Origin of the sequence: Acidobacterium sp. S8 (assembly GCF_009765985.1) — a bacterium.
GTDB lineage: Bacteria > Acidobacteriota > Terriglobia > Terriglobales > Acidobacteriaceae > Alloacidobacterium.
Genome location: NZ_LMUM01000034.1, coordinates 84,222 through 97,497 on the forward strand (window position 1 = coordinate 84,222; position 13,276 = coordinate 97,497).

The following is a 13,276-nucleotide window of genomic DNA, read 5'->3' on the forward strand; positions in this document are numbered from 1 at the left end:
CTTTCATTCCTCGCGCAATGTGGTGGCAGGATCGATTCCGGCGATACGTATGGTTGGCAGCACCGTGGCAATAAGTGCTACGGCTGAGAGTGCCGCGATGACTGTGAGTATTGTGGTCGCGTCGTAGACTCCAACACCATAGAGGACGCTGTGCATGGCTCGCAGTGCTCCTGCGCACAGGAGCAATCCCAGGACGAGCCCGAATGCGGAGGCTCGTAACCCAGGAGCGCCGGTGTGGACCATGGCTTGTTGCATTGTGGAACCCAGAGCGATGCGGATACCGATCTCGCGTGTCTTCTGCGCGACGATATTTGCGATGAGAGCGAAGATTCCGACGGCGCTCAGCAGTAAAGCCAGCACCGCCATAGCACTGAGCAGCGCTACTTCGACGCGCTGCGTGGCCAATGTTTTCTGCAGAAGATCGTGCATGCTGTAGAAACCGGAAAAGGGTAAGTTAGGATCGACGCTGGCAAGCGCGCGCTGCATTTGCGCAGTCAATCCCTCCACGGGAGCTGCGGTACGCACAATCCAACTGGGCTGGAACCAGACGTGAACCACTGATAGCTGTCTGTTTTCCACCTGCGCGGCGGGAATGTACATCGTCGCTTCGTTCATGATGGGCGCGGTGGGATCGATTCCTGGCGCCATGGCCACATCTTCGACGACGCCGACGATCAGGGTGTCTACGAACACGTGGCGGCCTACAGGATTCGCTCCATGGAAAAATTTGCGAGCAAATGTCCTGTTGACGATGGTTACAGCCTGCTTGTGCGGGCCATCCGCTTCGGTGAAGGCGCGGCCGGAGAGGACCGGAATCTGTAGTGTGGCGAAGTAATCCGCAGTGACATACACCTCATCCGCCATTGCTTTCTGACCTGTTTCGTTACCGTCTTCGATGCTGATTCCTCCCATGATGAGGGAGCGCTCGTAGGGCAGGCTCAGGCCGACCGCAGCTTGTTGCACGCCAGGGATCTGACGCATGGCATCGATGCTTTCGCGCAGTAGCTTTTGAAAAGCCGCTGCATCGTGATAGCGGACATCATCGAGAGATACTCTCGCAGTCATTACGCCGGTGGGGTTAAAGCCAGGCGGCAGGGTCTGCAGATGAATGAGAGTGCGGATGAGCAGGCCGGAAGCGGCCAGCAGCACAACGGTGAGAGCCATTTCGCAGACGATAAGCGCCTGCCGCAATCCAAGACGATCGCTGCCAGTTGCCGAGCGGCTGGCGATGGCAGTCCGCAAATCGAATTTCCGCATGGTGAGCGCGGGCAGCATGCCAAAAAGAACGCTGGTGAACAGAGAGAGGAAAAAGGTAAATGCGAGCACGCGGAGATCGAGCGGCACGGCAGCTACGGGCAAGAAGTGTTCTGGGAGAAGCAGAGCAATCCGCGCAACGCGAAGAAGCCTGTAGCAATACCTGCCGCTCCTCCGATGAATGCAAGCAGAAGATTCTCGATCCAGAGCTGTCTTTGAATCTGCCAGCGCGAAGCTCCGAGTGCGAGCCGTGTAGCCACTTCCGATGTGCGTCGCAACATGCGCACGAGGGTGAGCCCGGCAAGATTGGCGCAGGCGATGAGCAGGATGAATCCCGCCGCTATCATCAGCGCTAAAACCTGAGGGCGCAGCGTGGCCGTCTCGCCTTTTTGCAGCGGCACGGAATAGTACGAAACCTGCGCGCCGGGATTATCTTCGAGTTCATAGCGACCAGTGCGAAGAGACCACGCGCGATTGATTTCGGCATCGGCCTGCTGCCAGGTGGCGCCGTCGCGCAGCCGCGTGATGGCGTCGAAGTTTGTTCCTGAGCCTTCGCCATCACGAGTGGGCTGGATCGCCGTATATAGATCGGCGCTCACAGGAAGCATCGCGTCTTCAGGCAACACGCCGATGACGGTATAGGGTTCGCTCTTCAGCAGAATGGCCTGGCCGAGAATCCTGGGATTCGAACTGAAGGTGCTGTGCCACAATCCATAACTGAGAATGGCTGTCTTTGGTCCGTGTGGACGGTCTTCTGCCTCCGAAAAATTGCGCCCAAGAATGGGGTGAAGATTCAACACGTCTAGGTAATGCTGGGAGATGCGACCCGCGCGCACGTATTGCACATGCGTGCCTGCCTTCAGGTTTACGCCGGAAGGTCGTATGCCGGATACTGCGGATATCAGCGAAGGTACATTGTCGCGGAGCAGTTCAAATTGTTCGCCATTTACGTGGTGCCGCTCATCGGATGTGGTGGCGCCGGTGATGCGCGTATAGATCGTGCCCATGCGCTCGGGATGCGCATAAGGCAGGCTCTTGAGCATGAGCGCGTTGACTAATGAGAAGATCGCCGTGTTTGCGCCGATGGATAATGCCAGCGTAAGCACGACTGTCACGCTGAAGCCGGGATAGCGCCAGAACTGGCGCATGGCGAATCGCGCGTCCCGCCAGAAAAGCTCAAGCCCCGCTCCGGCGCGCTGGTCACGCACCGATTGTTTTAGTTGCTCAATACCGCCCGCTTCAATCAGCGCGGCGCGACGAGCTTCAACGGCAGACGCTCCGGCCGCAATCTTTTCCTCTGTCAGCAAGTCCACATAGGCGTGGAGTTCATCGTCGAGTTGGTCGTTGACCCGTTGTCTATGGAAGATATTGCGCAGAGCGCTTTTCGTGCGGGACCAGATTTGCATCGCTTGCCCCCTAGGTTGCTTTTAATGCTTTGGCCATCGCAATGGCGACTCGGGTCCACTCTTCGGTTTCAACTTCAAGCTGCCCTTTGCCCGATTTTGTGAGCCGGTAAAATTTTGCGCGACGGTTGTTTTCTGATTCACCCCAGAAGGAATTCAGCCAGCCCGCTTCTTCCATGCGATGAAGCGCTGGAAACAGAGACCCCGGCTTGACGAGAAATGTTCCATGCGTGATCTGCTCGATGCGCCGCGAGATGCCGAGGCCGTGCAACTCTCCCGGTCCAAGCGCTTTCAGGATGAGCAGATCGAGCGTGCCTTGCAGAAGATTCGTTTGTTTTGGACTCACTCGCTTCTTCCTATCGTTTGTCTATATGAGATTGTGCCCTTCTCGTATAGATTGTCAATAGGAGTAAAGCCGTCGCCTTTAGTCGTTCAGCATCTCCATCGCTTTCTTCAGGCTCGTGTGCATGCGGTTGAACGATGTGGTGACCTGCGCTATTTCATCTCGACCCCTCACAAGTAACGGCGGCTGATCGATATCTCCGGTACTAATGAGATCAGCGGAGGCGCTCACCTTGCGCAGCGGTTGAATCACGATGAAATACATGCCAATGTCGATCAGAACAATGGCTGCAAAGAAGATTGTTCCCAGCGTGATGAGGAGATTTCGAAAACCTTCATTGGCAATCTTGATCGGAACTGACATAGGCACGGCGATGATCTGCGCGGCCACTGTCTCATTGGGCTTCCAGCCGAATCCATTCTGCGTACCGTAACGTTGGACAAGCGCCGCAGGCGCAAGACTGGGAAGGCTGTGACAGCTCAGGCAGCCAGGCTCGGCAACAATGGGGCGGGCAAGATAAAGCGTGCGTCCGACAGGACCCTCAGTTCGCCACCAGCTGCGTTTCCCCCGGATGGTTGCGGAAATAATTCACGATGTCGGCCTGCCAGTCTTCGGCGCGGTCGACAAGGTTCGTTGGGTTCAGCGTGGCTTCCTTGTAGGTGTAGTCGGGGAAATCCTTGCGCAGACGGTTGAATGTTACCGTCGCCGCGTAAAAGGGAATCGTCTGCGGCAGAAAAACATCCGCGTGCTGCGGCGTCTTTTCCAGAAGTGGACCGATCTCTTCTTCAGTGTAATCGCGCGTAGCCTTCGAGCTGGCTGCCATCAGCTCGGCCTGGCTGAGGACGGCTTTTTTCGCATCGTCCATCAGAAAGCTGCGTGCGTTGAATGCGATCAAAACGAGGCCGAGGCCGAAGACCAAAATGAGAAGAAGATTAAATTTTGCAAGGAGTTTCATGCTGAGTCCCGTCCAGCGCATTACAGCATAGAGTGGAGTTATCGGGAAATATTTTGTCGTGAAAAAGCGATCGTGCGCGAGCGTATCTCACGCACGATCGCCACACGGCAGTTAGAACGAACTGCCCGCGATAATGGGAGCCACGACAATGCGATCGAGATCTGGCGCATAGCCAGTGGAGTTATCGAAGCGCAGCGTGTTGACTCCGGCATGCAGCTGTATCTGTAGGACAGTGTAGGTTGGCTCGTCAAAGGTGCTGCCGTTCAGGGCCAGCTCCTGCGCGTTGCCGTCGTTGATGGTGAGGAAGAACGAGCGCGGTCCGCTGGTGGCGTAATCCACCTCCAGCAGATACGTGCCGCTCGAAGGGACGGTGACGTTCGAGAAGGTCACAGCATTGCCTGCGCCTCCGCCGATATTGCCGGCTTTCGCAAGGCCAGAGGCATAGTTGCTGAATCCGCCGGTGACCGTGCCGCTGAGAGTCGCCACTTCCGCTTCATACGTCGTTGCCGAAGGAAGAGGCGCATCGCCATTGCCGCTGATCACAATGCGATCAAGGTCGGGCGGATAGCTGACAGGGTTTCCAAACTGGATAGAGTTCATGCCCTTCTGCAATTGCACCGGAATGACAGTGGCCGCTGGAATGAAAAAGCTGCCGCCGCCCGAATTCAACGTCTTGAACGGGCCGCCATTCACGCTATAGAGATAAGAGCGCAGTCCCTGCGTCATTGAATCCACCTGCATGAGATACACCCCGGCGCGGCGCACATACACGTTGTTAAAAGTGACCGTGTTGTTCGCACCAAGCCCCAGGCCGCCAACCTTCTCGCCGTCCGAGCAGGGCGTGCAGTCTGCGATCGAAGCCGAGCCTCCAAGAATCGCGGACTCCGCTTCATAGCTTGTTGAAGGCGAAGGCGCTGCCTGGCCGAACGTGGTCACCTTCAGCAGCTTCACGTCGTGGCCGTTCAGCACCGTGGTAAAGGAAAGCAGGGAAGGGCCGAGTTCACGATGGTTCCATAGGTCGCGGACCTGGAGTGCCCCTGTCACTCCCAGCAAGTTCCAGGGCAGATGCACGACAGAAGGCGTGGCAGTCAGGTTAAAGACAGCCACGTAGTAAGTGTTATGACCGAGAGATGAAACCCAGACCGGCAGATCGCCGCCGAGCGCCTGTTTCGCAGGCTTTCCGGATTGATTCACGGCGATGACTTCATCATTGCTGACGAGGCTCTTGCCGAATGCGTCTATCTTCGTCAGGTCGCCGCCGAGATACATCGGCGCATTCGCCATCGCCCAAAGCGAAACAGCGGTGCGCTTCTCGTCGTTGGTCAGGCCGTCGAGTGTTCCGTCGCCAATGTCGAGCGAATCGAGATCGTTCCAACCCTGCGATGGACTGGCTGAGTTCTGCCATCCGGGCAGGTCGCGGAAGCGCTGATAAATGCGCTGCCAGTCAGTCAGCGTTCCGCAGCGGCCCTCGCATTCAATGTCATCTTCAATGCGCCGTGCATTCTGGTAGGGCAAAAAGTCGCTGAGATAATCCTGATCGATGGCCCACGAAATCGTCAGCCAGATCGGCTTGCCGGTGAGCGCAATCGCCTTCGACCATGCGGCGACATCGGCGCGGTTATCGATCGAAAGTCCATCGCTGTACGATCCGGGCGTCACGCCGTCGAGCTTGATGAAATCCACGCCCCAGGAGGCAAACAGCGCTACGACGGAGTTCATGTACTCCTGTGCTCCCGGCTTGGTGAAGTCAATTTTGTAGTGGTAGGGCGAGGTGCCGGAGCCGCCAAAGGCGTTTCCCGCCGTATAGGGCACTGTGAGTATGTCCTGAATGTGATATTGCGTTCCGAGGATGGGAGAATTTGCCTGAACGGCAGGCTGCTCCACGCCGGGAATCCAGTAGATGCCAGCCTTCTGTCCGTTCTGGTGGATGTGATCGATCAACGCCTTGATATCCGGAAAGGTCGTCGTGTTGGGAATCGGCCGACCATTCGCATCGAAGCTGCCCTGCCATCCGGAATCGATATTGATGTACTTGAAGCCGTGCGATTGAATGCCCGATGCGGCCAGAGCATCGGATTGGGTCGTGATGTTGGCCTGGGTCAGGAAGCTGCCGTTGATGGTCTGCTCGCTGAAGGTGCTCCAGCCAAGATAGGGCCTTTGACCGGCGCCGTTGACCTGCGCGTGGGCGAGACTGCCTGCTGCTAGAAAGAGCGGAAGAAGATATCGAGGTATCAGCCGCCCTTGCGAAAAGCGTTTGTGTTTACGAATGGGAAGAGAAATATTCATGGGGGTTTTTATCTCCGGGTTCCGTGAAGTTAGCAGCGTCATCCTCGTAAAATGAAACCGATTTCATTCTGGAAGAGAATCTCCGGTAACGTACCCGAAAATTGAGAAAACTCAACCAAAACAGGAGAGACTGTACGACTGCATTTTTACGGCTGTCAAGAAAGAAATGCCCGGCAATGACGGTTTTTAATCATACGAAAGATAGGTTTCATCGAGAGACCATTGCGGTCACGGCCCCTAGATTTCGATGAACACATTTAGAATGTGTACGTTCACAGAAATTATCTATACGGCGACTTTTGCAGCCAGTGCCGTTCCTACCCCCACCGCATCGGTAATTATGTCGATCACCTTTGCGATGTCATCCAGATGCTTGGTGCAATCTGTAATCTGCTGCTGTTCGCTTTTCATTTCTGTAACCAGCGAAATCACCTGCGGATCGTCGTCGTGAAAGACTCTCTGGACGCAGTTCCAGTAATTACGGCGCGACGCCACATACTGCGTCATGACTTGATCGCGTTCAGTCTGCGAAGGGCAGGCGGCAAGAATCATCGAGAGCTGTTGTGTCAGCAGCATGTATTGGTCTTCAAGGCTTTGCAGGGACGGTCCCATAAACCGATTCTCCTTTATTTTCCGTGCTGCTTTTGATGAGGCTCAATCCATGATTCGACGTCGGCCAGCGAGGGGAAGCCACGCTGAGGCATGCGGCCTTCAGCGGCTAATTCATGGGTGCGCTTCGCCAGCTCTTTAAGGGCACCATCCATAGTGTCCGAGGCTTTGGAGTGAGCTGCAATATCAGTAGCAGCTTTCGTCTTAATTTGTTCCCGCGCATAGTCCGCCAGTCCCTGCGAAAGCTGTTCTGTCGGCACGCGCGAGGATAGATCAAAGGGCTGCAGCGCCGGCGCCATCAGGCTGTTCGGATCTACCTGATTGTGGTTTACGAGATCAAGCGCAATGCCTTGAGCCAGACCGATATAAGTCCGGTCAATCGAGTCGTAGACAGGTTTTTCCTGGGTATACATCTGAGAAAGCGCGGCGATGGTCGGATCGATGCTCTTCGCCATTTTGCGCTCATCGCGCTCCTGTGCGAACTGGGTCAGAATTTTTCCAGCATTCTGCAGAACCGTCGCTGCGTCGGAGCCGCCGGGCATATTGGGAATCGCGGCAAGAGCTGTACCCAGATCGGCTGCTGATGTCGAGACATCGGCGGGTGCTTTCGAGCCACTGAGTCCTGTAAATGCCTTCGCCAGATCAGCGAGTGCCTTTGCCATCTCGGAGCGCTTTTGTAAATCAGCCTGCACGTCGCTTAACTGCGCCTGATCCTGGGCGTCGAGCGGAACGCCGCTGGTAGCCTGCTGCAGCCGTTCCAGCCTGGCATGGTTGTCGACGATCTGTGCAAGCGCAGCATAGTAGTCGCTGAGGCAGCTGGCCGTGGAAGTCATCTGCGTGGCCAGCGCACGTGCGTCATCAGAAGTTTTGCACGATAACAGCGAGGCGCAGAGGACAAAGAGCAGAGGGAATGCAAAGAATCGTCGTAATCGCAGCATTTCTATTCGTGTCGCTTTCTCTGCGAAACCTCCTTCAGCGCGGAAAGAAGTGGCAGGCAAGCAGCATTGTTCCACCCAAGTGTCGGGAAGGCAACGAACAAATGCCGATGTGAGTCCGAGGGGATCTCAGAAGTCGACATTAGAAGCGCGGCTCGCCTCAAATGTTGCTTAAAAAGATAACAGTATTACTCATTTGACAACAGTACGAAACAGCAAATAAAAAGGGTGACTGTGGTAACGATTCCATGAATTCGTTTCCGAGAAACATGCTGCGCTGATTCCAACTCCCTCTGGAGGCCAAAGTGTTCACTCATTGCCGGGCTCGGCTCGCAAATTCTCTGTATTTGCTTATCGCCGTCTTCCTACTTCTTCATCCATCTTTTACTTATGGTCAGGCTGATACCTCTTCCGCTTCCGGTACGGTCACGGATTCGACTGGTGCTGTTCTGCCTAATGCTCATGTGGTTATTCACAATGACAGCACTGGTGCGGAACGCACCGTCACAACCAACGGCAGCGGCTATTACACCGTTACCAATCTCCCGTCAGGAAGCTATACCGTGCGCGTCGAAGCGCCCGGCTTTCAAACTGCAGTGCGCAACGGCAACCGGCTCGATCCAAACATTGGAAGCAAGATCGATGTGACGCTGCAGACAGGCAGCAACGCTACTACGGTTACAGTGCAAGCTGACGCCAACGTGCTGCAGACCGAATCAGCTGCGGCAGGCCAGCTGGTAACCAGCGAGCAGGTAAAGACGATCCAGCTCAATGGCCGCAACCCGCTCTATCTCTCCCAGCTAGAACCGGGCGTAACGCGCAATGCAGCGATTTCGTCCTTCAACTTCGCACCCGATTTCAGTGGCCCGACCATCAACGGCGCGCGTGGCAATGAAAGCATCCTTACACTCGACGGCGCGCCGATGGTGCGTACCCGCGCCAACGGAACGCAGATCGGTGTGGCGGATGTGGATTCCACATCGCAGGTGCAGATTCTGACGACGGGCTATCCGGCTGAGTACGGCGGCACCTCCGGTGGCATGATCCGCATGGTGCCGAAGAGCGGTACCAGCCAGTTCCACGGCAGCGCCTACGAGTATTTGCGTAACTCCTTCTTCAATGCGAATACCTGGGGTCGAAACGATTCCACCCAGCCGGCATTGGCCAACCATCCCGAGGCCTTCCGTTACAACCAGTTCGGCTGGAACCTGAGCGGACCGGTGTATATTCCGCACGTCTTCAACACCTCGAAGCAGAAGCTCTTCTTCCTCGCCGGACAGGAGTACGTCCGCTACCGGCAGACCGTAACGCAGACTGGCAAGGTGCCAACGGCACTCATGCGCCAGGGCAATTTCAGCGAGCTGCTGGGCAGCAACATCTTCCAGAGCCCGGTGCAACTGGTGAACCCAAATACCGGTCAGCCATATCAGAACAACGTCATTCCGCAGACTCAGCTCAGTGCGAACGGTATTGCGCTGCTGAATGCCTATCCTGCTCCGAATGCGAACAACTCTGGCTTCAACTGGCAGGAGCAGGCGCCTTATCCGCAGGATCAGAGAAAAGACACGCTGGTCATCGACTACGTTCCGGCCGACGCGCATCATCTTCGCTTCAGCCTGCTGAATTACAACTACGACTACGTCAATCCATTTGCGGGAAACTTCGACCGCACGCCGCAAAGGTGGCATTGGCCGAATCAGGTGGGCGTTCTGCACTACACCTGGACGATCAGCCCGACGATGGTAAACGAAGCTACAGCCTCGGCTTCGGCGGATCACATCACTATCAACTACGACACGTCGAACGGACTGTATAACCGCGACCTGTACGGGATCAATTTCCCCTATATTTACCCCACTGACACCAAGCTGGTTCCGAACAAGATCCCGACAATCGATCTGGCAAACTTCACCACGCTCGACGGCGGCCCATATCCGTCGCACTCCGGCGGCCCAATCGTCAATTTTTCCGACAACCTCACCAAGGTCATCGGCAACCACACGTTAAAGGTTGGTTTCCTCTGGCAGTGGTCGGGTGAGAATAACTTCGACCAGATTGACGTCAGCAGCACGACGCCCGGCGCCACCAACAACCAGAACGGTCAATTCAACTTCAGCGATACGCGCAGCGGACATCCAACATCGAACGCGGCAGTCGGCAACGCAGCCCTCGGCCTCTTCGATACGTATGGCGAAATCGGGCAGAAGTCGTACACGCTCTTCCGCGGCAAGATGTACGAGGGCTTCGCGCAGGATACGTGGCGGGCGACTCCGAAGCTGGTGGTCGAATACGGAGCCCGTTACAGCGTGATGCTGCCGTACACGGCTGCGTGGCGGAATCAGTCGGTCTTCGATCCCGGCTCGTGGCAGGCGTCTCTGGCCCCCACGGTGGATCCGGTGACCGATGAGATTACCGGCGGCGATCCTTACAACGGCGTAGTGATTCCAGGCAGCGGATTCCCAAGCTCAGCGCAAGGGCACGTACCGGCCGATATCCTCAACGGCCAGTACAATCGCCTATTCCGTGGCTTCGGTCCGGGATACTCCCACACGACATGGAGCAATATCCAGCCGCGCGTCGGCGTTACCTATCAGGTCACTCCACTGACGGTAGTGCGTGCCGGTGGCGGCCGCTTCGTGCAGCGTATCGGTATCAGCGATTCGGTCCAGCTTGGCGGCAACGCGCCATTCCAGCCCAGCACGACCGTGACAGCCGGCTCCGTCGACAATCCGGGCGCTGTCGGAGCGAACAGCCTGCCGCTGGCGCTTTCCTCTCAGGCGTTGAATTTCCCCGATCCGAATGCCTGGAGCTGGAATGCCGCCGTCGAGCAGGAAATCCCCAGCTTCGCCACCTTCACCATTCAGTATGTAGGCCGCCGCGGTCTGCATCTCTCGCAGATTGAGAACGTTAACCAGTTGCAGCCCGGCACCAAGCAGGCGAATCCCGGCGTGCAGGATGACGCTCTTCGCCCCTATCGCGGCTTCTCTGCCATCCTGCAGGACACAAATGGTGGAAGCTCGATGTACAACGCTCTGCAACTTAATCTGAAGCGCCGTATGACGAAGAACCTGCTCTTCGGCGTGGCATATACCTGGTCAAAAAGCTTGGATTACGGCTCCAGCCCAGGCTACGAGCTGCCGAATGTGTACGATAAGCGCCCGAACTACGGCCCCAGCGACTTCGATATTCGCAATGTGCTGGTGGTCAATTACGTGTGGGATATCCCTTATGCTTCCCACGCGGATAACCGCCTCGTGCGGGGAGCACTGGGAAACTGGCAGCTTTCCGGCACAACGCAGGCGCAGACCGGCGAGCCATTCACCGTCAGCACCGGCGATGACTTTGCCGGCGTAGGATTGGGCGCTGGAAGCCAGGTGTGGGAAACAACCGGAACACCCACTGTTTCCAAGCAGTTCGCCGGAAATAACGGGACCGGTAAGTGGTTTGATCCAACAGTTTTTGTGGCTCCGGCGGCAGGAACATTTGCTCCTCGAGGAACCCGTAACTCCATCTACGGGCCGGGCTTCCAGAGCTGGAATATCGCCATGTTAAAGAACTTCCACATCCTCCCGGGGCATGAAAATCACCTGCTTTCGTTCAAGGCGGAGGCATTCAACTTCACCAACCATCCCAACCTCGATTCGCCCGACAGCAACCCCACCAGCGGCACCTTTGGTGAGGTCACGCAGAAGGGAAATACCTACTCATCCGAGCGCCAGATGCAGTTCAGTTTGCGCTACGAGTTCTAAGTAACTTAGGATCTTCTGTCGTATTCCGCCTCCCATTCCATCCAGGAATGGGAGGCTTTCTCTAGGTCGGTTCCTGAAGCCATAATGTGTTCCAAGTGAGAACTGAGGAAAAGGGAGATTGCAGGGTTTTGAATCCGCTGCATGTTAGTGCGGCTGAGCCTGCCATGCGCGGATGACGATGTCCTGGAAGTTTCCTACCCGCTTGGGCAATGCTGCCGCGGTTTCATAATTAAAGCCGCATCTTTCCAACCGGCTCAGGAAGGTGGACAACGCGTGACTCTCGCCTGGAAGATGGTGGTGATATTCAATGAACATGAAGCGTATCAGTGGCATCTTGCCCGAAGCCTCAAGCTCTTCAAAGGCGGCTATCTCTGAGCCTTCGATGTCGATCTTCAGCAGATCGATTTCCCCTTCGATAAGCCGGGAGAGAGGCATGGCTTCCACTAAAACTTCTTCGCTGGCTCCGCGCAATGGATTTGTGCTGCTGACGCCCAGACCTGGGGATGTGTAAAACGGGATTGATCCTTCCCTGTCGCTTACGGCCTTATTCAGAATCCTTACGTCTTTCAGTCCGGCAACATTTTCCTGCAACAGGGCGAACGTGCCGGGAGAGGCTTCCACGCCGGTGATTCTTGCATGCGGCCAGAGACTCTTGAAATATACGATCGACATGCCGATATTGCTGCCGCAATCGAGGATGGTGGCAGGAGTAATCGGACAACCCCCATAGCACTCGTGAATAAAGACTTCCTCAAATACGTACTTGAAGGTCCCTAGATCGCTGAAATGTATGGGAATGCCTAATAGCGAGAGATGATCCGGAGGCTTCTGGTTTTTTTTGGCGACCCCCAGGAGGAACCGCATTTTGAGGAAGTCCCGGGCAATCTCGCGCCGTCTTCCCTGTGAGCCATGTGTGGCAAAATGCAGGACGTCGGATAGAGTTTCGACATGATCTGCGACTCGGGTTGCAAGACCGTTTAACATAGGCTTGTGCCGGGACCCCGGAAGGGGAGGATTCCTTTGTAGCACGAATTTGAAGGTAGCGTAGTGAAAATTGCAGCCCGTAACGGCATGTGTTAATCTTTCAATCTGTACCCCTCTTTTAAACGACGCCTTGGTGTCTTTGGAAACAGGAGTATGAGGCTGTCCGGGCTGGCGTAGCTCAGCTGGTAGAGCATCTGATTTGTAATCAGACGGTCGGGGGTTCAAGTCCCTTCGCCAGCTCCAGAATCCTAAAGCCTCACCGTAGCTTTTAAGTTCGATTGGCGCGAGCCATCCGCAGTCATTCCACCTGACAGCGTCCCGTTTAGGCCGGAGCGTTTTGAGCCTCCGAAAGGACGACTGGTGTCTTGGCGAAGTGGAAAACTCGCATCAAGCAAGGTATGCACAGGTGGCCGAGTGGTTAATGGCAGCAGACTGTAAATCTGCCGCTCCTAGGAGCTACGAAGGTTCGAATCCTTCCCTGTGCACCAGTTAAAGGATTTCAGGCTGAGAAGCCCGGAATTATAGTCGGGGAAGCGGGTTTTATGCAGGTTCGAGGCATGCAGCGCAAGATTGTCGCGCTCCTCGTTTTGGCTGCGCTCGCTGGCCTGGCCTGGAGCACGATGGATGCCGGCAAGGTTCGCATGCTGGTTTTTGTGTTGCTCGGTGGATTCGCTCTTCGGGTTCTGCTGACCGCGGGTCGGCGGTACGATGAAGAAGAGAATCCGCAGTAGGTTTGTAGTGGCAGGCTGATGTAGCTC

General features: G+C 56.0%; 11 protein-coding genes, 2 tRNA genes and 1 pseudogene. 3 read left to right on the top strand and 11 right to left on the bottom strand.

Going from position 1 to position 13,276, the window contains the following annotated elements; all coding sequences use genetic code 11:
* Positions 1–3: 3 nt before the first annotated feature.
* The 9 genes and pseudogenes from GSQ86_RS23570 to GSQ86_RS15585 form a co-directional block, all read right to left on the bottom strand.
* Positions 4–1,359 carry an ABC transporter permease gene (locus GSQ86_RS23570; RefSeq protein WP_254062423.1) on the bottom strand — a complete coding sequence of 452 codons (1,356 nt, stop codon included), beginning with the start codon at positions 1,357–1,359 and terminating at the stop codon, positions 4–6.
* Positions 1,350–2,660 (bottom strand): ABC transporter permease, encoded by a 1,311-nt coding sequence (locus tag GSQ86_RS23575; protein ID WP_254062424.1) that lies wholly within the window; start codon positions 2,658–2,660, stop codon positions 1,350–1,352. The genes GSQ86_RS23570 and GSQ86_RS23575 overlap by 10 nt, the downstream gene beginning before the upstream one ends.
* A 10-nt stretch (positions 2,661–2,670) precedes the next feature.
* Positions 2,671–3,003 (bottom strand): PadR family transcriptional regulator, encoded by a 333-nt coding sequence (locus GSQ86_RS15560; protein ID WP_158750873.1) that lies wholly within the window; start codon positions 3,001–3,003, stop codon positions 2,671–2,673.
* 78 nt (positions 3,004–3,081) lie between these two features.
* Positions 3,082–3,363, bottom strand: a complete 282-nt coding sequence (locus GSQ86_RS15565; protein ID WP_216841181.1) for a HAMP domain-containing protein — start codon at positions 3,361–3,363, stop codon at positions 3,082–3,084.
* Positions 3,364–3,423: 60 nt separating this feature from the next.
* Positions 3,424–3,588 (bottom strand): annotated as a pseudogene (locus tag GSQ86_RS23985) (DUF3365 domain-containing protein); the annotation flags it as partial.
* Complete coding sequence (locus GSQ86_RS15570; protein ID WP_158750875.1) at positions 3,542–3,955, bottom strand: DUF3365 domain-containing protein; 414 nt, start codon at positions 3,953–3,955, stop codon at positions 3,542–3,544. The gene GSQ86_RS15570 and the pseudogene GSQ86_RS23985, both read right to left, overlap by 47 nt.
* Before the next feature lie 111 nt (positions 3,956–4,066).
* Positions 4,067–6,241 carry a CBM35 domain-containing protein gene (locus tag GSQ86_RS15575; RefSeq protein ID WP_158750876.1) on the bottom strand — a complete coding sequence of 725 codons (2,175 nt, stop codon included), beginning with the start codon at positions 6,239–6,241 and terminating at the stop codon, positions 4,067–4,069.
* Between the two features lie 285 nt (positions 6,242–6,526).
* Positions 6,527–6,853, bottom strand: coding sequence for a hypothetical protein (locus tag GSQ86_RS15580; RefSeq protein ID WP_158750877.1), 327 nt, complete (start codon positions 6,851–6,853; stop codon positions 6,527–6,529).
* A gap of 14 nt (positions 6,854–6,867) precedes the next feature.
* Positions 6,868–7,683 carry a hypothetical protein gene (locus tag GSQ86_RS15585; RefSeq protein ID WP_216841182.1) on the bottom strand — a complete coding sequence of 272 codons (816 nt, stop codon included), beginning with the start codon at positions 7,681–7,683 and terminating at the stop codon, positions 6,868–6,870.
* A 407-nt stretch (positions 7,684–8,090) separates the two neighbouring features.
* Here GSQ86_RS15585 and GSQ86_RS15590 point away from each other — a divergent pair, with 407 nt between their 5' ends.
* Positions 8,091–11,534 (top strand): carboxypeptidase regulatory-like domain-containing protein, encoded by a 3,444-nt coding sequence (locus GSQ86_RS15590; RefSeq protein WP_158750879.1) that lies wholly within the window; start codon positions 8,091–8,093, stop codon positions 11,532–11,534.
* Positions 11,535–11,678: 144 nt separating this feature from the next.
* On the opposite strand, the gene GSQ86_RS15595 is transcribed toward GSQ86_RS15590, so the two are convergent.
* Positions 11,679–12,518 carry an FkbM family methyltransferase gene (locus GSQ86_RS15595; RefSeq protein WP_158750880.1) on the bottom strand — a complete coding sequence of 280 codons (840 nt, stop codon included), beginning with the start codon at positions 12,516–12,518 and terminating at the stop codon, positions 11,679–11,681.
* Positions 12,519–12,685: 167 nt separating this feature from the next.
* Here GSQ86_RS15595 and GSQ86_RS15600 point away from each other — a divergent pair.
* Together GSQ86_RS15600 and GSQ86_RS15605 are read left to right on the top strand one after the other, a co-directional pair.
* A tRNA-Thr gene (locus GSQ86_RS15600) sits at positions 12,686–12,761 on the top strand.
* A gap of 157 nt (positions 12,762–12,918) precedes the next feature.
* A tRNA-Tyr gene (locus GSQ86_RS15605) sits at positions 12,919–13,006 on the top strand.
* Here the strand turns inward: GSQ86_RS15605 and GSQ86_RS23150 are convergent.
* The coding region (locus GSQ86_RS23150; protein ID WP_216841183.1) for a hypothetical protein at positions 12,968–13,276 on the bottom strand (309 nt) is incomplete at its 5' end. The two genes, GSQ86_RS15605 and GSQ86_RS23150, sit on opposite strands and share 39 nt — an antisense overlap.

Excerpts from the sequence above, each read along its gene's own strand:
- GSQ86_RS23575 (WP_254062424.1), bottom strand. The coding sequence starts at position 2,660 with ATGCAAATCTGGTCCCGCACGAAAAGCGCTCTGCGCAATATCTTCCAT.
- GSQ86_RS15565 (WP_216841181.1), bottom strand. The coding sequence starts at position 3,363 with ATGTCAGTTCCGATCAAGATTGCCAATGAAGGTTTTCGAAATCTCCTC.
- GSQ86_RS15570 (WP_158750875.1), bottom strand. The coding sequence starts at position 3,955 with ATGAAACTCCTTGCAAAATTTAATCTTCTTCTCATTTTGGTCTTCGGC.
- GSQ86_RS15575 (WP_158750876.1), bottom strand. The coding sequence starts at position 6,241 with ATGAATATTTCTCTTCCCATTCGTAAACACAAACGCTTTTCGCAAGGG.
- GSQ86_RS15580 (WP_158750877.1), bottom strand. The coding sequence starts at position 6,853 with ATGGGACCGTCCCTGCAAAGCCTTGAAGACCAATACATGCTGCTGACA.
- GSQ86_RS15585 (WP_216841182.1), bottom strand. The coding sequence starts at position 7,683 with ATGACTTCCACGGCCAGCTGCCTCAGCGACTACTATGCTGCGCTTGCA.
- GSQ86_RS15595 (WP_158750880.1), bottom strand. The coding sequence starts at position 12,518 with ATGTTAAACGGTCTTGCAACCCGAGTCGCAGATCATGTCGAAACTCTA.